At 54.1% G+C, this 23,499-nt stretch carries 21 protein-coding genes; 17 read left to right on the top strand and 4 right to left on the bottom strand.

All coding sequences use genetic code 11. The annotated features are described in order from the left end of the window. The first annotated feature begins 8 nt into the window (after positions 1–8). The 6 genes from F5984_RS13345 (at position 9) to F5984_RS13320 (ending at position 9,180) form a co-directional block, all read left to right on the top strand. Positions 9–866 carry a glycosyltransferase family 2 protein gene (locus F5984_RS13345; RefSeq protein ID WP_152124766.1) on the top strand — a complete coding sequence of 286 codons (858 nt, stop codon included), beginning with the start codon at positions 9–11 and terminating at the stop codon, positions 864–866. An 82-nt stretch (positions 867–948) separates the two neighbouring features. Then, complete coding sequence (locus tag F5984_RS13340) at positions 949–2,388, top strand: O-antigen ligase family protein (protein WP_152124765.1); 1,440 nt, start codon at positions 949–951, stop codon at positions 2,386–2,388. After that, entirely contained in the window at positions 2,385–3,545 is a 1,161-nt protein-coding gene (locus tag F5984_RS13335; RefSeq protein ID WP_152124764.1) for a glycosyltransferase, read from the top strand. Before F5984_RS13340 ends, F5984_RS13335 begins: the two co-directional genes overlap by 4 nt. Then, positions 3,546–4,697, top strand: coding sequence for a glycosyltransferase (locus F5984_RS13330; protein ID WP_152124763.1), 1,152 nt, complete (start codon positions 3,546–3,548; stop codon positions 4,695–4,697). An 80-nt stretch (positions 4,698–4,777) separates the two neighbouring features. Further along, positions 4,778–5,965 (top strand): efflux RND transporter periplasmic adaptor subunit, encoded by a 1,188-nt coding sequence (locus F5984_RS13325; RefSeq protein WP_152124762.1) that lies wholly within the window; start codon positions 4,778–4,780, stop codon positions 5,963–5,965. Between the two features lie 50 nt (positions 5,966–6,015). Continuing rightward, entirely contained in the window at positions 6,016–9,180 is a 3,165-nt protein-coding gene (locus F5984_RS13320; RefSeq protein WP_152124761.1) for an efflux RND transporter permease subunit, read from the top strand. 60 nt (positions 9,181–9,240) lie between these two features. Here the strand turns inward: F5984_RS13320 and F5984_RS13315 are convergent, their stop codons facing one another. Next, on the bottom strand, positions 9,241–10,545 hold the full coding sequence (locus F5984_RS13315; protein WP_185155509.1) for a PQQ-dependent sugar dehydrogenase: 1,305 nt from the start codon (positions 10,543–10,545) through the stop codon (positions 9,241–9,243). Positions 10,546–10,897: 352 nt separating this feature from the next. On the opposite strand from F5984_RS13315, the gene F5984_RS13310 reads away from it, so the two are divergent. After that, the gene (locus tag F5984_RS13310) at positions 10,898–12,256 is read left to right on the top strand and encodes a TrpB-like pyridoxal phosphate-dependent enzyme (protein ID WP_152124760.1); all 1,359 of its coding nucleotides are present in this window, start codon (positions 10,898–10,900) and stop codon (positions 12,254–12,256) included. Positions 12,257–12,351: 95 nt separating this feature from the next. Here the strand turns inward: F5984_RS13310 and F5984_RS13305 are convergent, their stop codons facing one another. From F5984_RS13305 to F5984_RS13295, 3 genes are all read right to left on the bottom strand, one after another. Further along, on the bottom strand, positions 12,352–13,074 hold the full coding sequence (locus tag F5984_RS13305) for an SDR family oxidoreductase (RefSeq protein WP_152124759.1): 723 nt from the start codon (positions 13,072–13,074) through the stop codon (positions 12,352–12,354). A gap of 98 nt (positions 13,075–13,172) precedes the next feature. Further along, positions 13,173–13,898 carry a carboxypeptidase-like regulatory domain-containing protein gene (locus F5984_RS13300; protein WP_152124758.1) on the bottom strand — a complete coding sequence of 242 codons (726 nt, stop codon included), beginning with the start codon at positions 13,896–13,898 and terminating at the stop codon, positions 13,173–13,175. A gap of 123 nt (positions 13,899–14,021) precedes the next feature. Further along, positions 14,022–14,855: a phosphatidate cytidylyltransferase gene (locus F5984_RS13295; protein WP_152124757.1), complete on the bottom strand. Its 834-nt coding sequence runs from the start codon at positions 14,853–14,855 to the stop codon at positions 14,022–14,024. Between the two features lie 190 nt (positions 14,856–15,045). On the opposite strand from F5984_RS13295, the gene F5984_RS13290 reads away from it, so the two are divergent. From F5984_RS13290 to F5984_RS26550, 10 genes are all read left to right on the top strand, one after another. Then, positions 15,046–15,408: a LytR/AlgR family response regulator transcription factor gene (locus tag F5984_RS13290; RefSeq protein ID WP_152124756.1), complete on the top strand. Its 363-nt coding sequence runs from the start codon at positions 15,046–15,048 to the stop codon at positions 15,406–15,408. A 63-nt stretch (positions 15,409–15,471) separates the two neighbouring features. Beyond that, the gene (locus F5984_RS13285; protein ID WP_152124755.1) at positions 15,472–15,963 is read left to right on the top strand and encodes a terminase small subunit; all 492 of its coding nucleotides are present in this window, start codon (positions 15,472–15,474) and stop codon (positions 15,961–15,963) included. After that, positions 15,953–17,293 (top strand): terminase family protein, encoded by a 1,341-nt coding sequence (locus F5984_RS13280; RefSeq protein ID WP_152124754.1) that lies wholly within the window; start codon positions 15,953–15,955, stop codon positions 17,291–17,293. Before F5984_RS13285 ends, F5984_RS13280 begins: the two co-directional genes overlap by 11 nt. Then, positions 17,278–18,705 carry a phage portal protein gene (locus F5984_RS13275; RefSeq protein WP_152124753.1) on the top strand — a complete coding sequence of 476 codons (1,428 nt, stop codon included), beginning with the start codon at positions 17,278–17,280 and terminating at the stop codon, positions 18,703–18,705. Before F5984_RS13280 ends, F5984_RS13275 begins: the two co-directional genes overlap by 16 nt. Before the next feature lie 74 nt (positions 18,706–18,779). Further along, complete coding sequence (locus F5984_RS26680; protein ID WP_152124752.1) at positions 18,780–19,088, top strand: DUF6527 family protein; 309 nt, start codon at positions 18,780–18,782, stop codon at positions 19,086–19,088. After that, positions 19,085–20,596: a phage minor head protein gene (locus F5984_RS13265; protein ID WP_152124751.1), complete on the top strand. Its 1,512-nt coding sequence runs from the start codon at positions 19,085–19,087 to the stop codon at positions 20,594–20,596. Before F5984_RS26680 ends, F5984_RS13265 begins: the two co-directional genes overlap by 4 nt. Continuing rightward, positions 20,596–20,793 carry a hypothetical protein gene (locus F5984_RS13260; RefSeq protein ID WP_152124750.1) on the top strand — a complete coding sequence of 66 codons (198 nt, stop codon included), beginning with the start codon at positions 20,596–20,598 and terminating at the stop codon, positions 20,791–20,793. Before F5984_RS13265 ends, F5984_RS13260 begins: the two co-directional genes overlap by 1 nt. 237 nt (positions 20,794–21,030) lie before the next feature. Further along, positions 21,031–21,798, top strand: a complete 768-nt coding sequence (locus tag F5984_RS13255; RefSeq protein ID WP_083940501.1) for an HK97 family phage prohead protease — start codon at positions 21,031–21,033, stop codon at positions 21,796–21,798. Positions 21,799–21,806: 8 nt separating this feature from the next. Then, positions 21,807–23,201, top strand: coding sequence for a phage major capsid protein (locus F5984_RS13250; protein WP_152124749.1), 1,395 nt, complete (start codon positions 21,807–21,809; stop codon positions 23,199–23,201). Positions 23,202–23,207: 6 nt separating this feature from the next. Next, the gene (locus F5984_RS26550; protein WP_185155508.1) at positions 23,208–23,495 is read left to right on the top strand and encodes a hypothetical protein; all 288 of its coding nucleotides are present in this window, start codon (positions 23,208–23,210) and stop codon (positions 23,493–23,495) included. Positions 23,496–23,499 lie beyond the last annotated feature (4 nt).

Here is a 23,499-nt window from a genome sequence, read left to right as displayed (position 1 = left end):
GTTCCTTTGTGACGACCGAACTGGGAGCTACGAGCGCTCCCCCTCGTCAGGAGGCCGAAAAACTACCCAAACTGACCGTTGTGACACCTTCGTACAATCAGGTCGAATACTTGGAGCGAACCATCCTGAGCGTCCTGAATCAGGGGTATCCTAATCTGGAATACTTTATTATGGACGGCGGGTCGACAGACGGGAGTGTAGAGATAATCAAGAAATACGAGCCCTACCTGGCTGGTTGGGTGAGCGAGCCTGACCGTGGGCAAACCGATGCGATCAATAAAGGGTTTCGGCGGGCAACGGGTGATTTGGTAGCGTTTCAGAACTCCGACGATGTATTTGCGCCTGATGCTTTCTGGCGTGTAGCCAAAGCATGGCAGCAAGACCCCACAGCCGGTGTGTTTTTCGGGGATATGTATATTATCGATGAAAACGACGCCATAACCGAGGAGATGCGGGTTCCCCCGTTTTGTGCCGAATGCCACATCTACGAAGGGATGCAGGTTTTCAACCAGTCGTTTTTTGTCCGTCGGGAACTGCTCGACCAGTTTGGCTTGCTCGACGAAAGCCTCCGGTTTGTCATCGACTACGAAATTGTGGCCCGTTTGGGCGTACAGCCGGGGGTGCGGTTCCGGCATGTCGACGGGTTTTGGGGTGGTTTTCGGGTGCAGCCCGACGCTAAATCATCGAATATCGCAACGGTTGGCGTAGCTGAACACGCCCGGATACGGCAAAAATTCGCACCGGCCCTCAAGAGCCGTTGGGGCGAAAGCTTCTGGGTGCGGTACTGTCGCATCCGAAAATTGCTGTACTTTGTATTTCGGGGCAACTTTACCTACGTTCGCCACCGGCTGTCACTCAGAAAATAAGTCGTCGGTTAAGGGTCGCTCGGGTACTGGCTATGGTCAGGCCGGGGTTGACAGGAATTGACAGACAACGGATAACGATTTCATGCTGCAGTTACTCAGAAAAGTAGATTACATGCGGATTGTGGTGGGCATCTGCATGGTGGTTGACGGATACCCGCTGATCTTTTTTTTGAAAGAAACTATGGGACTGGCTCCCGGTAGTTCGGCGTTTACGGCTGGCTTTCTGGCCCTGGGGTTTATCCTGATGGTGCCTTTCTCTATTTTCCGTAAGCTGTACAAACCCAACCTGCTGGCTTTCTACATGGCCATCGCCTGCCTGTTGCTGATGGTCTTCTACATGATTTACTTCGTTGGAGAGCCGGGTTTCAGTGCGCTGGGGACAGATAGTATGTACTTTCTGTTCGCGTTTATTTTCCTGTTTTTGGTGGTTTGCGTACCCAACGATATTATCGAAGTGGCCGTACCGGTAATTGTCGTCTTTACACTGGTGTCAAATCTGGGGCTGATTTACGCCATGATTACCGACCCAACCTGGGCTCTTGGTCAGCGGGCAGCTATCAATTTTGGTACAGCGGGCGAAGCAGGCGAACGATCGGGTAACCCCCACGTATTTGCCCGAAACGCCCTCTTAGGAGTAGTTGCTTGTGGCGTATGGGCGTTTGATGCCCGCACGGGCCTGCTGTTTCGGATTTTTGCCTTGTTTACAGGGGCGGTGAGTGCAGCTATTCTGGTCATGACCCAAACCCGCTCGAGTATTGTGGCTCTGGTGCTGGTGATTGCCTTGTTTATGTTCTACAACGTCCGTCCGGCCCAGATAAAAACAGCCGTTCGGGGTATTTTCAGGCCATTACCCCTCATCACGATCGGTATTTTTATCGTGGGATTAATGGCGTTCCTCCAGCGGTACAATGACATCTATAACCTGTTGTACGGGTATGTCATGGGCTTTATTGAGCGGAATACCGAAAATATTCTGGCTCTGCTTGGGTTGAAAACAAAGGCTGGTTACGCTGCGAGTTTTGATGCATCGTCGGCAAACCGGACCGTCAGTACGGGGTTTCTGGGCAACGTGTTGATTGGTCACATGGAGATGCTGGTTTTCGGTAACGGGTATAAATTTCTGTATCTGGACATTCCGGTACTCGAAGCCTGGATTAATCATGGAATTGCCGGATTGGTGCTGTTTGGTGGGCTCAATCTGCTCATTTTCTACAACTGCCTCCAGGCCATGCGCACCAATCCGAACCCGCTCACTACCTGCCTGGCTTATTTTTACATGCTCATTTTCGTCCAGATGTTTACCAATGGTCGACCCAACGAAATCTCGTTCTGGCATCCGCTGGCGTTGATGATTCGATTTGTTGGGGTCGAGCATTTGTTCCCCATCCGACTCTGGACGAACCCACCGGCGTACGATTACGACGGGTATGCGGTCCCTAACCCGGCGGGCCCCAGTGCTATCCATGCCGTATCGACCGAAACCGTCGTCTCAGAACCATCGGCATCTGAATCGGCCGCATGAAAGTTCTGATTGTTCACAACATCCTCTGGGCTCATTACAAAGCGGCTGTTTTTCAGGCACTCCATGCGCGGTCGGCCTCAGCTGACGTTCAAATAAAGGTCCTACAGATTGCCCGAAACGAACGATCGCGGGCGGGGTGGGAGACCACTGCCGCCGATGCCCCCGTGTATCAGTACGACTACGAACTGCTGTTCGACCGGTTTGTGGAAGAGGTATCAGTGGGTGAGCGTACGCGCGCGTTGCTGAGTCGAATGCGGCAATTTCGGCCCGATGTGCTGTACCTCACGGGTTATTATGACCCGGCCCAGCTGGCGCTGCTGGCCTATGCTAAACTGACGGGGGTACCCGTAGTGATGCAGATGGAAAGCACAGCCGCCGACCACGGCCGGGGTGGACCTAAAGAAGCCCTGAAACGAACCATTCTGCGGCTTTGCGATGGCTTCTTCTGCTTTGGTTCCTTGCAGGCCCAGTACCTGATGGAACTTGGTGTGCCCGCCCGTAAAATTCTGCTCCGCAAAACGGCCGTTGATAATGACGTACTTCTACGGGTTTACAACGAGGTTAGGCCCAACCGCACCGCTAAGTTGACGCAGATGGGCTTGCCTCCCCGCAACTTTGTGTTTGTGGGTCGGCTCATTGAGCCTAAAAACCTACCGGCCTTGCTCGACTCGTTTGCCCAAGCCTGCCAACAAGTAGACAATAGCAGCTGGGGACTTGTTTTTCTGGGCGATGGGCCGCTTCAATCTGCTCTTGAAAGACAAGCGCAGGCCCTTGGCCTTACCGAGCGGGTTCGGTTTTTGCCCGCAGCGCCCTGGTACGAGGTTCCCCAAACACTTGCTCTTGCCGATGTTCTGGTGTTACCGAGCCGCTCCGAACCCTGGGGGCTGGTGGTCAACGAAGCCATGGTGTGTGGTATGCCCGTGCTCGTGTCGAATCGGTGTGGCTGTGTCGGTGATCTGGTTCGCCACGGAGAAAACGGGTTTTTGTTCGACCCCGATCAGCCTGGTCAGCTCACCGAACTGCTGCTGGAAATCATGCAGTTATCCGATGCCGAGCGGGCCCGGCTGGGGTCGGTTTCGGAGGAGATGATTAAGCCCTGGTCGGTCGGGGCGGTGGCCGACGAGATGCTGGCCGGATTTCTAAGACTTGGTCATTGAATGAAAATAGCCCATATCTGTGCGTATTCGTGGGAGATTGGTGGTCCCCCGAAGGTAATTTACGATCATACCGAAGTGGCTTTGGCCGAAGGGCATCAGGTCGATATTTTGAGCCCTTACTCAGAGGGTGAAACCCCGTACCCGGTACCGGAAGGGGGGCGGCTGTTGCGGTTTAAGCGAACCGCGCCCATCAGCCGTGTGTTCCGTGAATTTTCGTGGCCCTTATTTAGCTACCTGCGGGCTCACCTCCGCGAATACGATGTGGTGCATTGCCACGGGCTTTGGCACTGGGGGGCACTGGCCCCGTTTATGATCGATAGCCCCGGTGTGGTGAAAGTAGTTACCGTGCACGGTGTACTCGACCGATGGGCCTATGCGCAAAGCCGTTGGAAAAAGCAGCTGGTGGATACCCTCGCCCAAAAACGATTCCTGCAACAGGCCGATCTGATTCACGTCATTACCGAAGAAGAACGTGAGGATGTAAACCATTATCTCGGTACTACTCACCCAAATATCGTGCTGATCCCCAATGGGGTTAAGGTTAGAGACTTTGCCGAGATGCCCGCTAAGGATACATTTCGTCATGAATTTAACATTAAAAAAGAGCAGAAAATCGTTTTGTTTATGAGTCGGCTCAATGCCAAGAAAGGTCTCGACTTATTGTTGCCGGCTTTCAGGCAGTATGCCCAACAGAACGACGATGCGGTGTTGGTACTTGCCGGACCCGACGATGGGTACGCGCAAACAGCTCGGCAGTTTATAAGCCAATATGGGCTCGACGACCGAATTCGGATGGTGGGCATGATCAAAGGAGACCTGAAAAAAGCGGCCCTTGCCGATGCTACTCTGTTTACGCTACCGTCGTATTCGGAAGGGTTTTCGATGGCTTGTCTGGAAGCGATGGCTGCGGGTACGCCAAGCTTACTCTCTGACCGTGTGGGCTTTGGTGAGTCTATCCGGGCCTACGACGCGGCCCAGTTAATCGAATTAACGCCGGAAGGGGTATTGTCGGGGCTTCAGGTGCTTTTATCAGATGAGTCGCGCCGGGACACGGTACGGCAAAATGCGCGCCGGTTAGTGACGGAGAAGTACGACATCGACCGGCTCTCGCGTCAGCTTTTAAACGAGTACGCTGCCCTTTGTGCGCGGTAGCAAGAATAGGTAACCAGCCGACCAACATTTGGGCAGGGTGGTAGTTGTTTATAAAAGGATACGTTTTTTTCTGTAGCTCTGTGAAACGCTGGATAGCTATTGGTCTTGTTGTGTTGATTGTCGGCGGAGTCGTCGCATACAATAAGTTTGGAAAGTCGAAGAAAGAAGACCCTGCAGCTGCAGCGGCCGGAGGTGGTGGTCGTGGACCGGGCGGCCCCGGCGGTGGCGGACCGGGTGGTCCCGGTGGCCCCGGTGGTGGCAACCGGCCTACAAGCGTCACGGGCTTTGTGGTGGTTTCGCAGGCGTTGAAAGAAGAGGTAGTAGCCAGTGGGTCGCTGTTGGCCGCCGAACAGATTGATATTTACCCCGAAGTAGCGGGTCGGATCACGCAAATGTCGATTCGGGAGGGTCAGCCCGTTTCGCAGGGGAGCCTGCTGATCAAATTGTACGATGCCGATCTGCGTGCTCAGTTGCAGCGGCTGTATGTGCAGCAGGAGAATGCCCAACGAACCGAAGAACGTAACAAGCAGCTTCTGCAACGGGGTGGAATCAGCCAGCAGGAGTACGACATTGTGGTTACAAACCTCAAAAGTGCCCTTGCCGATATTGAACTCGTTAAAGCCAACCTGCGCCGAACCGAGATTCGGGCTCCTTTTTCGGGCGTGATCGGTCTGCGTAATGTAAGCCCCGGCGCCTACGTAACCCCCCAGACACTCATTGCCCGGCTCCAGCAAACCAGCTCGCTCAAACTTGATTTCTCTATCCCGGAAAAATACGGGCCAAGCATCAAGAACGGGAGCGGTGTCACCTTTACGGTCGATGGGCTCCAGCAGCGTTTCAACGGTACGGTGTATGCCACCGAGCCATCGGTTGAAGAAGAAACCCGTAACCTGCGGGTGCGGGCCCGGGTCAACAACAACGGTGCCCGGCTCCGGCCCGGCACGTTCGCCAAAGTGACGCTGGCGATTCAGAATGAGAGTGGGCTGGTTGTGCCTACTCAGGCTGTGATTCCACAAACGCGTGGAAAGCAGGTGGTTGTGGTTCGGAACGGCAAAGCAGTTTTTCAGGACGTGACTACGGGTATTCGTACCGCCAGTGCGATCCAGATTCTGTCGGGGCTTAACCAGGGTGATACCGTTGCCACAACGGGCCTGTTGTTCCTGAAGCCCGATGGTCCCGTGAAGGTGGCGAAGGTAGCCGGGCTGCCCAAAGTACCCCTGAACCCGACAACCGGGGTGCCCGCCACCGATGCTCAGGCCAAACTCTAACCTCATGAAGTGGCATCCAAACAGCCGTCACGATCCATAAAATACACGTTATGAGTCTTTCTTCGCTTTCGCTAAATCGGCCCGTGTTCGCGATGGTTATGTCCATCGTGATTGTGTTGTTTGGCCTGATCGGTTACCGGTTTCTGGGGGTGCGGGAGTACCCAGCCATCGACCCGCCGGTAATCACGGTGCGTACCAACTATACCGGAGCTAACCCCGAAATTATCGAGTCGCAGATCACCGAGCCCATTGAAAAATCGCTTAACAGCATTGAGGGTATTCGGACGATCTCGTCTAATAGTGCACTTGGTGCCAGCACTATCACGGTTGAGTTTGACCTCAACGCGGATTTGGAGCGGGCGGCCAACGACGTGCGCGACAAAGTGGCGCAGGCGCAGCGTCAGCTTCCGCAGGATATTGATGCGCCACCGGTGGTTACCAAAGCCGACGCCAACTCCGACCCCATTGTGTTTATGCCGGTGCAGAGTTCGACGCGTAACATTATGCAGCTGTCTGACTACGCCGAAAACGTGTTGCAGGAACGTCTGCAAACAATTCCGGGGGTAAGCCAGGTAAACATTTATGGTCTGAAGCGCTTTGCTATGCGCTTGTGGATTGACCCCATCAAACTGGCTGCGTATCGCCTGACTGTGCAGGATATTCAGCAGGCACTGACCCGTCAGAATGTTGAGTTGCCCGGTGGTAAAATCTACGGAAACAATACGGAGTTGACCGTGAAATCGGTAGGTCGATTGACCACTGAGCAGGACTTCAACGACCTCATTGTGCAGCAGACAGCCGGGCAAATTGTTCGCTTCAAAGATATTGGCTACGCGGTGCTGGGCCCCGAAAACGAAGAAACCCAGTCGAAGCAGAACGGCCGACAGGGAGTTATTCTGGTGTTGATTCCGCAGCCGGGTGCCAACTACGTTGAGATTGCCGACGAGTTTTACAAACGGTTTGAAGACCTTAAAAAAGAACTACCACCCGATATTGAAGTGAATGTCGGAATTGATCGGAGTACGTTCATCCGAAAAGCCATTCTGGAGGTTCAGGAAACCCTGATTATCTCCTTCATTCTGGTTGTACTGGTCATTTATTTCTTCTTCCGCGACTGGCTGATTGCCTTCCGGCCTCTCATCGACATCCCGGTATCGCTGATTGGTGCCTTCTTTATCATGTATGTCGCCGACTTCAGTATCAATGTGTTAACACTGTTAGGTATTGTGTTGGCAACGGGTCTGGTAGTTGACGACGGGATTGTGGTCACGGAGAACATCTTCAAAAAGGTTGAGCAGGGAATGGACCCTAAACGGGCCGCCCGCGAAGGCTCCGACGAGATTTTCTTTGCCGTTATCGCTACGTCTATTACGCTTGCCGTGGTGTTTTTGCCCATCATTTTCCTCGAAGGGTTTGTGGGGCGTCTGTTCCGGGAGTTCGGGATTGTGGTGGCCGGGGCCGTAATTATTTCAGCGTTTGTGTCGCTTACCCTGACTCCGGTGCTGAGTGTGAAACTCACGAGTAAAGATCACGGCAAGGGGAGCTGGTTCTACAAAAAGACGGAGCCCTTTTTCCAGTGGCTTGACCGGAGTTACCGAAGCTCGCTCGAAGCGTTCATGCGCGCACGGGCCTGGTCGCTGGTGATTATTGCCGCCTGTTTGGCCCTTATTTTCGGCATTGGTACCCTGCTTAAATCAGAGCTGGCTCCGCTCGAAGATCGGGGGCGCCTTCGGATACCCATCACAGCTCCCGAAGGAACAAGCTTTGAGTCAATGGCCACTATTACCGACCGGCTCACGCAATTCGTTCTTGATTCGGTTCCCGAAACTACACTGACCTTTAGTGTGGTTGCGCCCGGTTTCTCGGGAGCGGGGGCCGTGAACAGCGGGTTTGTGTTTGTGAACATGAAAGACCCGCAGGACCGGAACCGGTCACAGCAACAAATTGCCGATTACCTCACGGCTAACCTGCGGAATTTCAGTGATGCCCGCATGTTCCCGGTGCAGGAACAGACGATTCAGGTAGGGCGCGGGGGCGGTCAGCCGGTTCAGTTTGTGTTGCAAAACCTGAACTTCGACAAGCTGCGCGAAAAACTCCCCCTTTTCCTCGAAGAAGCCCGTAAAGACCCGACTTTCCAGAACGTCGACGTCGACCTGAAGTTTAATAAGCCTGAATTGAACATCAGCATTGACCGCGAAAAAGCAACGAGCCTGGGTCTATCGGTACTCGACGTGTCGAATACTGTGCAACTGGCACTTAGTAACCGGCGGCTGGCGTACATGCTCATGAACGGCAAACAGTATCAGGTAATTGGGCAGGTGGACCGCGAAGACCGCGATGAACCCGTGGACCTGGCTTCGTTCTACGTTCGCAATAATGCGGGTCAACTCATTCAGCTTGATAACCTCGTTCGATTTGAGGAGCGGTCAAGCCCCCCGCAGGTGTACCACTACAATCGCTTCAAGTCGGCAACGGTGTCGGCGGGTTTGGCACCGGGCAAAACCATCGGTGATGGGGTAGCGGCTATGAATGCCATTGCGGCCCGGGTACTCGACAACACATTCCAAACGTCCTTGTCGGGGGCTTCCCGCGATTACGCGGAAAGTTCGTCGAATACCTTGTTTGCGTTTGGTTTGGCCTTGATTCTGGTCTACCTGATTCTGGCCGCCCAGTTCGATAGTTTTGTTGATCCGTTTATCATCATGATTACCGTACCGCTGGCTATTGCCGGGGCGGTTCTGTCGCTGTGGCTGTTCGGACAAACGCTGAACATTTTCAGCCAGATCGGTATCATCATGCTCGTGGGGCTTGTGACTAAAAATGGTATCCTGATCGTGGAGTTTGCCAATGAACAGCGACTCACCGGTAAAAATAAGTTCGAAGCCGCTGTAGAGTCGGCCGCCATGCGTCTCCGGCCTATTCTGATGACGACGTTGGTAGCCGCTTTTGGGGCACTGCCTCTGGCGTTGGCGTTGGGCGCGGCTAGTAAAAGCCGGGTGCCCCTCGGTATCGTGATTGTGGGCGGATTGCTGTTTTCGCTTATCCTGACCTTGTACGTGGTGCCGGCAATCTATACGTACCTCTCGCGCCGAAAAGATGGAAACTCGCAGGACGGACATGCCGGACCAGGTGATGAGAACCGACCACTTCCGCAGCCGGATGGCCGCGATACCGGAGATCGTGACCCTGTTGTAGAAGTTGGCACGTTTAAGTAGGTTGAAAAGTATAAAAAAAGGCCCACCAATTGCTCGGTGGGCCTTTTTATGTATTCGGGTTTACTGAGCTGCCACCCGCCAGATTCGATTTCCAGCATCGTCGGCAACCAGTATGGATCCATCGGGTAGGGGAGTTACGCCAACCGGGCGGCCGTACACATCTTTATCATTGGCGATAAATCCGGTCAGGAAATCCTCTGGGTTACCCGACGGTTTACCGTTGCTGAAAGGCACAAACACGACTTTATATCCTGAAAATTCGGTACGGTTCCAGGAGCCATGTTGCCCTATGAAAGCCCCGTTATGGTATTTCTGGGGAAACTTAGTTTTGTCGTAAAAAGCAAGCCCAAGTGAGGCTGTATGCGCACCCAGAGCTACGTCGGGGGTGATGGTTTTTTTGACCAGGTCAGGGCGCTCTCCTTTTCGGCGGGGGTCTTCAATCTGGTTGAAGTAGGCATATGGCCACCCGTAAAAACCACCCTCTTTCACGCTCGTCAGGTAATCAGGTACCAGTTCATCACCCAGCTCGTCGCGCTCATTTACAGCCGTGTACAAGGTTTGGCTTCCGGGGTACCAGGCCATGCCCACCGGGTTGCGCAGTCCCTCGGCATACATGCGCTCGCCCGATCCGTCGGGGTTGATTTCCCAGATAGCGGCCCGTTTTACCTCGTGTTCCATCCCGTTTTCGCCTACGTTACTGCCAGAGCCCACGCTCACGTAAATCTTTTTGCCATCGGGGCTGCCGAGCAGGTTGCGCGTCCAGTGATTGTTGTAGCCACCCGCCGGTAGCTCCTTGATTTTAGTACCCGAACCGGTCAGGCTGGTTTGGCCGGTTTTGTACGGAAACCGTAAAATGCCGTCGGTATTGGCTACGTAGAAATAGTCGCCCTGAATAAGCATCCCAAACGGCTGATTCAGATTGTCGACAAAGGTTTTGCGGAGGTCAGGTTTGCCATCGCCATTGGTGTCGCGGAGTAATGTGATCCGGTTGGCGCTTTCGTCGAACCGCTGCGATTTGTTCTGTCCCGTAACAACGGCGGTGGCACGTTTGGCCCCTTTTTTCTCGGTATTAGCCTCGGCAACCAGCACATCGCCGTTGGGAGCTACGTACATCCAGCGTGGATTAACCAGATCGCGGGCAAACTCGGTCACGGCGAAACCGGCAGGTGCCGTTGGCGTTTTGCCTTCGGGCCAGCCAATCACATTACTGAAACGCTTGTTGGATTCGCCCGGTGCGGGTAGTTCCGGCGCGGCCGGTAGCTGGGCGTTGTTGGCATCAGAGGGTTGATTGCCTTTTTCTTTCTGGCCACAAGCCATGACCAACGCAGACAGGGAGCCTGCGAGTAAAAAGTGTGCGATTCTCATTTTGTTGAGTAAACTGTTTGTGTATCTAACTCCGTGAGTTCCACTTTGGTTACTTTACGTGGAGATAAAAAGGTAAGCAAGGGGTAAATCAGCCCCATATTTCAGGTAGTTAGCCGAGTGAAGTGACCGTGCAGAGATAGACTGTTTACCCGGTTCTCAAGCCGTAAAAATCTTCTGGTCGATGCAGAGGCCGGTGCCAAAAAACCGGGTATCTTGTGTGCCAATTCCTCAGTACTGGACAGTAGATGGTCGACACTAAACTTCTCTACAGATTGGTGGTAAGTCCAACGTCTGGTGTCCGAAGTCCCAATGTCCAGTACTGGATGCCAATTCCCCTAAACAGTAAAACCGAATGCAAAAGAAAATTACGCTCACCGAAGACGAAATCCCCGAAAGCTGGTACAACATTGTGGCCGATATGCCCAATAAGCCCCTGCCACCGCTTCATCCCGGCACGCACGAGCCCATTGGCCCTGAGATGTTGGCTCCGTTGTTCCCGATGGAGTTAATCAAGCAGGAAGTGACGGCCGATAAGTGGGTTGGTATTCCCGAAGAAGTGCGGGAAGTGTACAAAATCTGGCGGCCAACACCCATGTTTCGGGCTACGGGTCTGGAGAAAATGCTCGGTACCCGCGCTAAGATTTACTACAAGTATGAAGGCGTAAGCCCGGCGGGCTCGCACAAGCCCAATACGGCCGTACCGCAGGCATATTACAACAAGCAGGAAGGCGTTAAGCGCATCACCACCGAAACCGGTGCCGGGCAGTGGGGCAGCGCCCTCAGCTTCGCCTGTCAGCTGTTCGGAATTGAGTGCGACGTGTATATGGTGCGGGCCAGCTACGAGGGTAAGCCGTACCGCAAAATCATGATGAACACCTGGGGGGCTAATGTGTACCCCTCTCCGTCGGAGCGCACCCAGGCGGGCCGGTCTATTCTGGCGCAAGACCCCAACTCGCCCGGTAGCCTCGGTATCGCTATCTCAGAGGCCGTCGAACTGGCCATGCAGGCCGACGATACCAAATACGCGCTTGGTTCGGTACTGAATCACGTACTGATGCACCAGACCGTGATTGGTCTTGAAGCCATCACCCAACTCGAAAAAGCAGGCGATTTCCCCGATATTGTGGTGGCTCCTTTCGGCGGTGGCTCCAACTTTGCCGGTATTGCGTTCCCGTTCCTGCGCTACAACCTCGAAGAGGGTAAATCAATTCGGTGCATTGCGGCCGAGCCAGCGTCGTGCCCCAAGCTGACGCGGGGGGTATTTCGGTACGATTTGGGCGATACCGTCGGCATGACACCCTTGCTGCCTATGTACACGCTGGGGCATAATTTTATTCCGGCACCTATCCATGCCGGGGGCTTGCGCTACCACGGAGCGGGAGCCATTGTGAGTCAGCTGCTCAACGATGGACTGATTGAAGCACAGGCGTTTAAGCAGCTCGAATGCTTCGACGCCGGTATTAAGTTTGCCCGTGCCGAGGGAATTATTCCTGCACCAGAGGCCACGCACGCCATTGCAACCGTGATTCGGGAGGCACAGCGGGCCAATGAAGAGGGAACCAGCCCAACCATTCTGTTTAACCTGTGCGGCCACGGTCACTTCGACATGGCTTCGTACGAACAGTATCTGGCCGGTAAACTCGTGGAGCACGAAGTGACCCAGGAAGAAATCATGGCGTCTCTGGCGGAGTTGGATACACCGTTGATTTAAGGAGATAGAAGTGAGGAGTGAGGAGTTGCTGACGCATGAGTAGTGCTAACGCGTCAGCAACTCCTCACTCCTCACTCCTCACTCCCATCTCCTACCTACTTATTTAATAGTCTGTGAATCAACTCATCGGCTTTATCGGTACGCCCGCTGACGAGGTTCGTGATGTAATCCCCGACATCTTCGGGGTAGAACCAGTCGGGGAGGCCGTCGACTTTGTGGCCCTGATGATGTTTTATTCGCTCGCGGGTTTGTACCGGTCCCAGAATCAGTTCGTACACTTTTAGGCCCATCGGCTTTACCTCTTCGGCCAGGGTCATCATCAGCGATTTCTGAGCGGCTGCACTCATGGCTACCGGGCCTGCGTGCGGGTAAGCCTGTTCGGCGCTAAATCCGTTTATGTGGATATACATGCCCCGGTTTGGAATGAGGCAGGGGACCAGCGTACGAATCGCCAGAAAATGAGCCGTTAAGTTACTGGCCAGTACCCGATTCCAGGTATTTAGGTCAATGGAGGTGAGTGGGAGCCCCTGCCACCAGCCTCCGAGTGAGGCCACTGCCAGGTCGATACCACCCCGAAATTTCTGCGTTAGAAAATCGCTCACTTCACGGGCGCCCGTTTCGGTGCCGATATTGGCGTGGAGTGTAATAAGCTCTCCCCGTTGAACATCGGCCACGTAATCGGTGAGCTGTACAATTTTGGAAGGGGTACGAACGGGCACCACTACAGTGGCTCCGTGTTCAAGCAACGACCGGACAATGCCTTCGCCAACACCGCCAGCTCCTCCGGCCACAATAGCAATTTTCTCAGTCAGTGGCATACGAATCGTTTTCGGTTGAGTAAACAGAAATCGGGCTGGGCACCCTGTAGAGTCCCCAGCCAGCTTGTTCTTGTTTAACCAAAAACGACTTCGGTAGTTTAGTTGCCCCGCAACATATCTTCGCGCCGGATGTTGTCGGCAGGAGCCTGATTCAGAATATCGCGATATTCTTTTGATTTCAGGTCGCCCCGTTTCACGGAGCGGATGAAGTTGGCCCAGGCAAAAGGGTTGGTGAAATTGAACGTGGTAGCCTGCCCCCGGTTGGCCAGGGCCTCGCGCCCAAAAATCTGCTGGTTCATAAAATACTGATGGTTAGCCATAGCCCCCATGGGCGTAATGGCCGACATCCGCATCATGTACATCGGGTCGGTATTTTTGGCCAGATTGTCGCGCTCTTTCTGATCGGGCAGTTTCATGCTCACAAACGCTTCCTTAAACAGCTGCTCGGTGGCGTACGGGTACACTTTTACCTCGGCCAGCGTTTTTACATCTTCCTGAAGCGCCACTACGGCCGAGTACGTCACGTCGGTGAGCCGACGCGGAATAATGTGGTACTGCGGTTTAAAGCCGACATAGCTGAAAATGATACTATCGCCGGGAAATACCGGAAGCGCAAAGTAACCGTTGTTGGCCGATAGCACCCCCCGTCCTGCTTTCGGAATGTACACGTAGGCTTGCGGGAGTGGCTCGTTGTTCTTACCGCCCGTGATAAAGCCCGTAAACGTTACCTGACGCTCTTGTCCCTGTGCCTGCGCAAGCGAGAACAATCCCGCAACCGACAGGAATACAATTGTAAGCACGAGTAACGTAAGCAACTTTTTCATCAGCAGGCAAAGTATTTGTACAAAGTAAACGACTATTCGGACAGTAACGTTTGACCAAAGGCGATTTTAAGGATTGTTAAGAACGTAGGTTTCGCTCGGTAACGAGGTAAATCGTCGGTATAATTAAGCGAAAAGCTTTAAAAACGTGATGATGAACGGAGCCGCCAGCAACAGTCCATCAAAACGGTCGAGGAAACCGCCATGCCCCGGAATACTCGTGCCGGAGTCTTTGATGGCAATGCTGCGCTTAAACAGCGATTCCACCAGGTCGCCGTAGGTGCCCGTTACCACAATAATGGCCCCGACACTGTACCACTGCCAGGGTTGCAGTACGGGAGCGTAAATAGCCAGTCCGAGTGCCACCGCAGCCGAGGCTAAAGCTCCGCCCACGCTGCCTTCCCACGATTTTTTGGGCGACACCCGCTCAAAAAGCTTTCGGCGGCCAAATTTGGTACCTGCAAAATAAGCTCCAATGTCGCTGGCCCACATCAGCAGCAGGCACCCGACAACCAGCGTAGGGTGGTAAGTGCCACCCCGCAGGGCCATCACAATCAGTAGGGCAAACGGCACGGCTACGTAGATAATACCCAGAAACGTAAAGCCGATATTACTGAATGGCTTCATGTCTTTCTTTTTGTAGAGCTTGATCAGAAAGATCATCGAAGCCGCCGGGCAGATCAGGAAGTAATTGTCGAAATCAATAACGTCGGTTTCGATAAGGTAAGCCAGCAGGCAGATAAAACAGCCCACCGCTGTACCATATGCCGTCAGCGGTTGATTGCCATCAAGGCCAAGCAGCCGGTAAAACTCTAATTGGGTTAAGGCGCTGATTACGATAAACAGAAGCGCAAAGCTCCAGTCGTCGTACCAGATCGCCAGCAGAATAATCGGAACCCCCAGCATAGCGGCAAGAATCCGCTGCCGAAGGTTCGACATTTCAGCCAAACGTTGTCTCATTGTCTAAAATCAATTTGGCAATAAAAGCTTGAAATATAACATTATATACTGATTTTCAGTTTGTTAACTTCTTTTATTGCCTGTATTAGTGAAGGGTTACTGAAAAAGTTTAAATTTACAGTAGCCAGCAACCGCATACGGCGAAATTACATCACCGGAGCGGAATTTCACTATTACTACCAGCATAGACATGAAAAACCTTCAACCGGGCATGCTTCACGTGCCCTCGTACGGGCCTGTTGTGGTTCAGGAGATCACCTATCTGCGTGCTGAGGGTAATTACTGTTACGTATACGCCCGGCCCTTTATTCGGCCCATCCTGTGCGCGACTCCACTGGCCGGCTTCGCCCAGCAACTGCCCGGCTTCCTCCGTCCCCACAAAAGCTACCTCGTTAACCCCCAGCATGTCGACGCCTTCGAGCAGCGGCCGGAGAACACCAAGTGCTATCGTCTCCGGCTGAGGGGTGGGGTAGTGTTGCCCGTGGCCCGTCGGCGCATTGGGTATACGGTGGCCGAGTTGGTAGATGCCGTGGGGCCACTCTGTCGCCAGTAGCCGCCGAAGAGTCGAAATATACGGTAGGTGTCGTGCTGGCGGTGTTCATTTCGGCCTTTCGCTATGAATGAGCCATCGAACACCCCAGCCCCCAAAAAACTTACCCCGAAAGAAAGGAAGTTCGTGGAGCGGTACGCCCTGCACCTCAATGGTGCACGGGCCGCCCGGGAGGCTGGCTATTCAGAAGCTACGGCCAAAGAAACGGCGTACGAGAACCTCACTAAACCTCACATCAAAGAGGCATTGGCCCCGCTGCTGGAAGCACGGCAGATGCCGGTTGAGGAGGGCATTTCGCGACTCACCGACTGGGCAAGGGCCGACATGAGCCCGTTTGTTACAGAGGATGGCGCATTAGACCTCACAAGTGAAGAAGCCCGCGCCAATCTGCATCTGATCAAGAAAATAACCCAGGGGCCTCGTGGTATTAGCATCGAGCTGCACGACGCCAAAGATGCGGTGGTTAAGATTCTCGAAGCCCAGGGTAAGATTAATCCCGCTGGCGCCATACCGCCTGTAACTGTCAACATCATCCGGCCTGCCAAAGATGGACTTTGAACTGACCCATAAACAGGATCAGGCCTACGACTACCTGATGGATGGGCACACGACCGAGATTCTGTTTGGTGGTGGGGCGGGTGGTGGCAAGTCGGCCTTTGGTTGCGTCTGGTTGATCCAGTGCTGCCAACTCTACCCCGGCACCCGGTGGCTGATGGGGCGTTCAGAGCTCAAGATCCTCAAAGAAACGACGCTGAATACCTTCTTTGAGGTTGCGGGGCGCTTCGGCTTTCGGGGTGGTGGGATTCACTACAACTACAACCAGCAGTCGGGTACGATTCGCTGGAGTAACGGGTCTGAGATTCTGTTGAAAGATCTGAAACTATACCCGTCAGACCCAAACTTCGACAGTCTCGGTTCACTCGAAATCACGGGCGGCTTCATTGATGAGTGTAACCAGATTACCGAGAAAGCCTGGAACATCGTCAAGTCGCGTATTCGCTACAAGCTGGACGAGTTCGGCCTTATCCCGAAGCTACTGGGCTCCTGTAACCCGGCCAAAACCTTTGTGTACGCCCGGTTCTATAAGCCACACCGCGAGCGCACGCTGCCGCCTGAGCGGGCATTCATTCAGGCGCTGGTTACAGACAACCCGCATATCAGTAAGCACTACATCGCCAATCTGAATACGCTGGACAAGGCGAGCAAGGCCCGTTTGTTGGATGGTGACTGGGAGTATGATGATGACCCATCGGCTCTGATTGCCTACGATGCCATCGTGGGCCTATGGGATGCGGGCACTCTGTCCACCACGCCCACGCACATTACCTGTGACGTGGCCCGGTTCGGCTCCGACTTCACCGTCATCGCTGTCTGGGCCGATTGGGATATTGTCGAGTGGCACACGATGCCCAAATCAGCCGTGACCGAAACGGCCGCCAAAATCAATGAACTCCTGCAAAAGCATGGCCTGACGCCTAAACGCGTGGTAGCGGATGAGGATGGCGTTGGCGGAGGTGTTGTCGATCTGGTGCGTTGCCATGGCTTTATCAACAATGCCCGGCCGATGGAGGAGCGCGTACCTATCGAAGGTAAAAAGACACTCAACTATGCCAACCTCAAATCTCAATGCTACTTCAAACTGGCTGACCGCATCAACCGGGGGGCGATTCGCGTTGCGCCTGGCTGTATGTCCGTAGAGCAAAAGGAGCGGTTGATTGAGGAGCTGGAGCAGGTCAAAAAGAAGGACATCGAGAAGGACGGAAAGCAAACCGTCGTCCCCAAAGAAGAGGTGTCGGCCATTCTGGGTCGGTCGCCTGACTTTTCGGACTGTATGATGATGCGCGAATATTTCGAACTCAAACCCGCCCGACAGTGGGCCGTCGCATAATGCTAAAGGAACTGCGTACTAAACTGGCCACGGCCCTGATGCCCGGCACCTTGCCCGCTCTGCGTAGTGGGCGGCTCAATTTTATTTGGACCGGTCGGCAGGTGCAGGTATTGCCGGCCGATGTAGCTACCTACGTTCGGGCCTATACCGAGGACGATATGATTTTCTCGGTGCAGGACTGGAAAAGCCAGAAGATTGCGGCCGCTCCGCCAATGCTGTTTCAGGTCAAGGACAAGGTGAAGTTTCGCCAGTACCGGGAATTGTCGCGCAAGTGTCTGGAACAACCCAACGACCGTATTCTGGGGATTGCCCGCAAAGCGGCTCGTGAGGCTGCTCTGGAACCCGTCGACCGGCACTATATTCTCGATGTGCTGGAGCGGCCGAACCCCATGCAGACCCGTGTCCAGTTGATGTATGCACTCGCCACAATGCTGGATGTGGTGGGTACGGTGTTCGTGTACGGGAACAAGCTCGATACCGGAGTCAATAAGGGTCAGGTTCGAGAGCTTTGGCGGCTACCGGAGCTGGGCATGATGGTCGAGGGCATGGGGCTGATGTCGGGGCCGACGGTGTTTCGGGCGCTGGGCTTGAGAGAAGCAATACCGGCCGACCGGGTGATGATGTTGAAGTCATTCAACCCACTCGCCGAAATCAACGCCCAATGGCACTGGGGCCTTTCGCGCCTGGAACCCCTGCGTAAGTCTGTACTGACGAAGCACGCGGAGGCCAATGCCGCCGAGGCCGAGGCCTTCCAGAACCGGGGGGCCAGAAAACTGGTGTTTCCAAAAGGTGGAAACATCGACGATCTGGACGTAAAGCAGGTAAAAGAGGTGCAGGAGCATCTCGACGCAAAACTTTCGGGCGGGTACGGGAAAGTTATTGCGAACTCAATGGAGTTGGGCAGTATCGACGTGGGGAGTACGCTGGTCGACCTGAACATTATCGAATCGTACGACGCGATGCTGGAGAAAGTTTGCGCGGTGTATCATACCCGCAAAGAAGTGCATAGCTCGGGTAAACAATCCACCTTCAACAATCTGACCGAGGCCCGGAAATCCAGTTTGACCGACGGGGTGCTGCCCGATCAGGCACTTATCTATGATTACCTCAACGCCTTCTTCGTGGCCTCGTATAATACCGAACGGGAACAGTATCACCTCGAACCTGATCTCGATTATTACCCCGAGTTGCAGGAAGATAACGAGCGGAAGGCCAAATACCTCGACCATTTGGCCCTGACTGAAAACCAGCGGCTCGAAGCGTTCGGGTACGAGCCTCACGACCACCCCATGATGAACGTGCCGATGGTGCCCGCAGGCCGTACCCCGGTGACCGACTTCGTGCCAACTGACCCGCCATCAGGTAATGAGCCGGATACTGAGGAAGAGGACGTGTACGAAGAAGAGGCATAGCCATGTGCACCGACGGCGAAATCTGTACGCTTGAACAATTGCCCGATTAAGTTTCAATTCCACACAGGTTCGACATGGAAAGACTAAAACCCACCGTAAATGCAGAAGGCATACCAACCGGACAGCATCTTTTCTTTTGCCCCGGTTGCAAAGGTGTTCATGGCGTCAAGGACACGATTTGGGACATAACAGGAACGCCGGAGAGGCCCACAGTACGGGCATCTGTTTTGGTTCATGCTTGGGAGGGCACGGATACGCATCCGGGTCAACCGCGGTGCCACTCATTTATTACAGATGGGCGCATTGAGTTCCTGTCTGATTCTACACATGAACTGGCAGGACAAACGGTTGATTTGCCACCCTTTGACGACTGGTTTAAATGACCCCGGCCCAAAACGACCGCGAATCGCGCCAGTATGTTCGGTGGCTCCTGACTATGGAGCGCCGGTCGACGGGTTACGTGCGTCTATGGCTCCGCCGGGTTCGTGAAGCGGTGATTGCCTATCTGGAAGAGAACGGCATCATGGCGACGCTAAACAACCTGGAACGGTTGGTGCCTGCCATGGACGTACGGGCGATGCTCGGTCGCATATACCGGCAGGTGTTTCCCTCGGCCGCGACGGGGGAGTTTGAGCGGATTCGGCAGATGGTTGCCGACCAAGGAACGCCCGTACCTGAGTCGATGCAGGTAGGGTTTTTCTCGCGGGTATGGCAGGGCCGGGTGGAGTCGATGCTCATGCAGCCCGATACGGCCGCCCGGGTGACCCAGATCAGCAACACGACCCGTACCGCCATCCGTCAGGCGCTCGTCGGAGCCAACGCCGAACGGCTCGACATCCGAGCCACGGCCCGGCGCATCCGCACGGCCATCGGGGGGAAGCGGGGCGAACGGCGTAGCATCACCATTGCCCGTACCGAAACCACGCGGGCCGCCAACGCGGGCCACGAAGCCGGGGCCGCATCGACGGGGCTTGATTTGGCGAAGCGGTGGGTGGCTACTGCCGACCCACGCACACGCGACGCCCATCGGGCTATGATCGGCAAACCTGCGATTCCCAAGGAGGCCCTGTTTACGGTCGGAGGGGTGCGGATGCGTTACCCAGGTGATCCGGCCGGCGGAGCGGCCAACTGCGTGAATTGTCGGTGCCGGGTGTTGTACGTACCTGCTGGAACGCCCTACGCGCGGCCGATGGCGTTGGGGGATGACGAAGACATAATAGCCGGGCCAACAAAGCCGATCACTCGCGATATTATCAAGAAGCGGAAAGGTGTCCCGTTTAGTGAGGCTAAAACTACCGATGAAGCGGCTACGTGGGCTGAGCAGCACATTGGCGGAGAAGTAGATTATACAGGGATTGCCCCTAAAGTGGCTAATCGGATCAACAACCAGCTCTATGCTCTGAAAGTGAAATACGGCAAGAGTTATGACAGTATAGCGATTCGGTTTGATATGCAGAGGGATACTACCTTTTCGACCGGCTTGATGTATAAAACCACCAATCAGGTACAGCTGCTCATAAATGGTAACCTGTGGAGTCCGCGTAAAGCTCGTCAAACCGAGGAATACGCAGCCAGAATGGAGAAAGTAGGCTTTTTCTTCCGGGGAAGTGTGGAGTCCGCCGTAGTGCATGAGTATGGTCACTTGCTCCACCTGTCTACATTTCTGGATTCAGATATCAGCTACGAGCGAATTAATGCAAATTGGGTGCGTAGCCTGAGTAAGAAGCTATCAGAAGAGGAAAAACAGGATGCCATCTCCAAGTATGCCCGACTGGATCAGCATGAGTCCTTAGCTGAGGCATTCGTAGCCTATCACTATTTGCCTAACAGGGTCGAAAAGCTCTCGGCGCTGGAGCGGTTACTACTCAAAAAAATAGTATCTTTACCATAATGGAAAAGCCACTAAAAGACATGGGACAACGGATTCCTCCCTGCTTTCAATGTGAGCACTCGGGCGTTAAAAAGAAGCGTCTTGTGTGCCGGGCTTATCCGAATGGAGTTCCTGAGAAGTACGAGTTTGGCGAAGAGGAACATCGTACCGTTCAGCCGGATCAGGTCGGTACGTTTGTGCTTAAGCGTGATGTGTAGCGTTTGCTCCCTGGCATTATGACATCGATGTATTGTTTTAAATGCGTTCACTATGGGAAGCGGTTCACCTGTGCAGCGTACCCAAAGCGCATACCCGATGACATCTTCACGGGAAGACGCAAGCATGACACCGTGCAGCCCGATCAGGTAGGTGATCGTGTACGGGAGGTAAAACCGGAGTTGGCTAAGGTGTTTCCGGAAGGCCAGCCCGCCTTTCGTGAATAGCCCCTTCGCCAATTGCCGAAGAGTCGAATTTTAGCCCCTTTCCCCAAGGGGCTTTTTAGTTTCACCGCAACCAAATCAGGGCACACGGTGAAATTTAAATCTATATCGGGCGGGGCCGTCGATGTCGACACGCAAAAGCGGCAGGTCGTCGTTTACTTCTCCAAGTTCGGCAACGTCGACTCCGATGGCGATTTGATGTTGCCCTCGGCATTCACCAAAACGATTAAGGAACGTGGCCGCAAGGGTTCTGACTTAATCTGGCATCTTTCCAACCACCGTTCACAGCCCGAGTTCTGCCTGGGTAAACCCGATCTGGAGGTTGACACGACCGGACTCAAGGGTATCACTACGTTTCTCGATACCTCGCACGCGCTGGATGTCCTGAAAATGTATGACATGGGGCTGGTGAATCAGCACTCGGTCGGATTTCGCACCGTCAAGGGCGATTCGCGTACCACGTCCATTGGTGGGCGTTACTTCGAGATCGCCGAAGTTAAACTCTTTGAGGGGTCGACGGTGCTTTGGGGGGCCAATCCCGATACGCCGACGGTGGAGGTCAAATCATACCGAGACCTCGAAGAGCAGTTTGTCTCTCTCACAAAGGCCCTCAAAACGGGCACCTTCACTGATGAATGCTTTATTCAGTTAGAGTCCCAGTTTGCCCAAATGCAGAGTGTTCTCAAATCTCTGAAAACCACTGAGCCGGAAATTACCACTCAGCCGGATTCGTCCGATTTGCAGGCCCTTGCCCAGCGGCTTAAATCTCAATTTTCTTTTTAATCACAACCATGAATCTGCAACTCTGCATGATGATGTTGGCGGTCTTTGCTCTTTTTCTGAGCCTATCCGCCCGGAAGGGTAATCCGTCATTTGCCCTGTCGATGGCTCTTATGGCGAGCAACACAAATCCGCTCTATGAGCGTACGGCGCGTTGGTTCAATACCTCACTTGAAGACGTTGAAAAAGGCGTCAAAGAAGGCATTGATAAGATGAAGGATACCGTAAAGGGCTGGGTGGATGAACTGAAAGAGGCCGATAACAAAAAGGCTAGCAAAGATGACATCGAAGCCCTTAAAGGTGAATACAAGGATAGGTTCGAGCAGCTTCAGAAGGGTCTCGACGATCTGCAACTTGAGGCTAAACGCCTGAAAGAGTCGGATGGCTCTACGCGCACTAAGTCGTTTAAGCAGCAGATCGAGGAGCAGTTGAATGCCACGACCGCTGACGGCAAAACGGCGGTAAAGAGCCAGCTGTTGCAGAAAAACACTTCGGTGAATCTGGAAATCAAGGCAGCTGTCAACATGACCTCCTCGAATACTGTAGCCTCTGGCTCACGGATTCCGGTTTGGTCGCGTGATCCGGGCGTAGCCAAGGCTCCAGACCGGCAGCCGTTCATTACCGATCTGATCACAGTAGCCTCGCTCGGTGAAAGTGATACGGCCTCTTGGGTGGAGCGCGTTGACCGGCAGGGTGGCGCAGCCACGACGGCAGAGGGTACCAAGTACGCCCAAATCTCGACCAGCTATCAGGAGTTCAGCCGTTCGGCCGAGTTCATCACGGTGTTTGCCAAGTTGTCTCGTAAGAACCTCAACGACATCGACTACCTGATGGGTGAGATTCAAAGCGAAATCATCACCTCGCTTGAGTTGAAGGCTGACGAGCAGGTGTTTAAGGGTGACGGCACCTCGCCCAACCTGAAGGGCATTCTGGAGTATGCAACGGCGTTTGCCAAGCCAGCCGGTTTGCTGGCTGTTGCCGATGCCAGCTACTTCGATGTACTGGCCACAGCGGCTACGCAGGTGTACAACAACCTGTTTACGCCTACGTACATCGTCATGCACCCGACCGATTTGCTGGCGCTCAACCTCAAGAAAGACGCTAACGACGTGTACGTGATGCCGCCATTCTGGGACATGAACGGACGCCGTATTTCGGGCCTGCCAATTGTGCAGAATGTAGGGGTAACGCAGGGTAGCTTCTTAGTGGGTGATTTCACGCAGTCGATCTTCAAAGTGCGCGAAGGGATTGAGTTGAACATCTACGACCAGAACGAGGACGATGCCGTGAAGGGCTTCAAAACCATCACGGGAACCATGCGCGGGGTTCACTACATCAAAGGGCCCAGCACGAAGGCGTTTGTAAAAGGCACCTTCGCGGCTGGTATCACGGCGCTGCTGGCCTAATCGCTCATGAAGACGATCACCACAACGGGCACTCTCGAACAGACGGGAGTGCCCGAAAACACAACGGTGACGGTGCCGGACTGGATCGCTGACAGCTACATCGCCGACGGTGTTGCTTATCTGGCAGAGGAAGAGATTCCTGAGCCGGATGAGGAGCCAGAACCGGATGGAGAATCGGAGCCGGATGAGGAACCTGCACCGGAGCCAGAGACCGAACCTGAAAAAGGTGAACCTGCACCGGATCCTGAGAAGGCCACTGTCGAAGAGAAGCCCGAAAAGTGTAAAAAAGCCTAAGAAT

This window comes from Rudanella paleaurantiibacter, from assembly GCF_009184635.1.
Classification (GTDB): Bacteria; Bacteroidota; Bacteroidia; order Cytophagales; family Spirosomataceae; genus Rudanella; species Rudanella paleaurantiibacter.
Note: the sequence above shows the minus strand (reverse complement) of the source record. Positions and strands in the feature narration are given on the sequence as shown.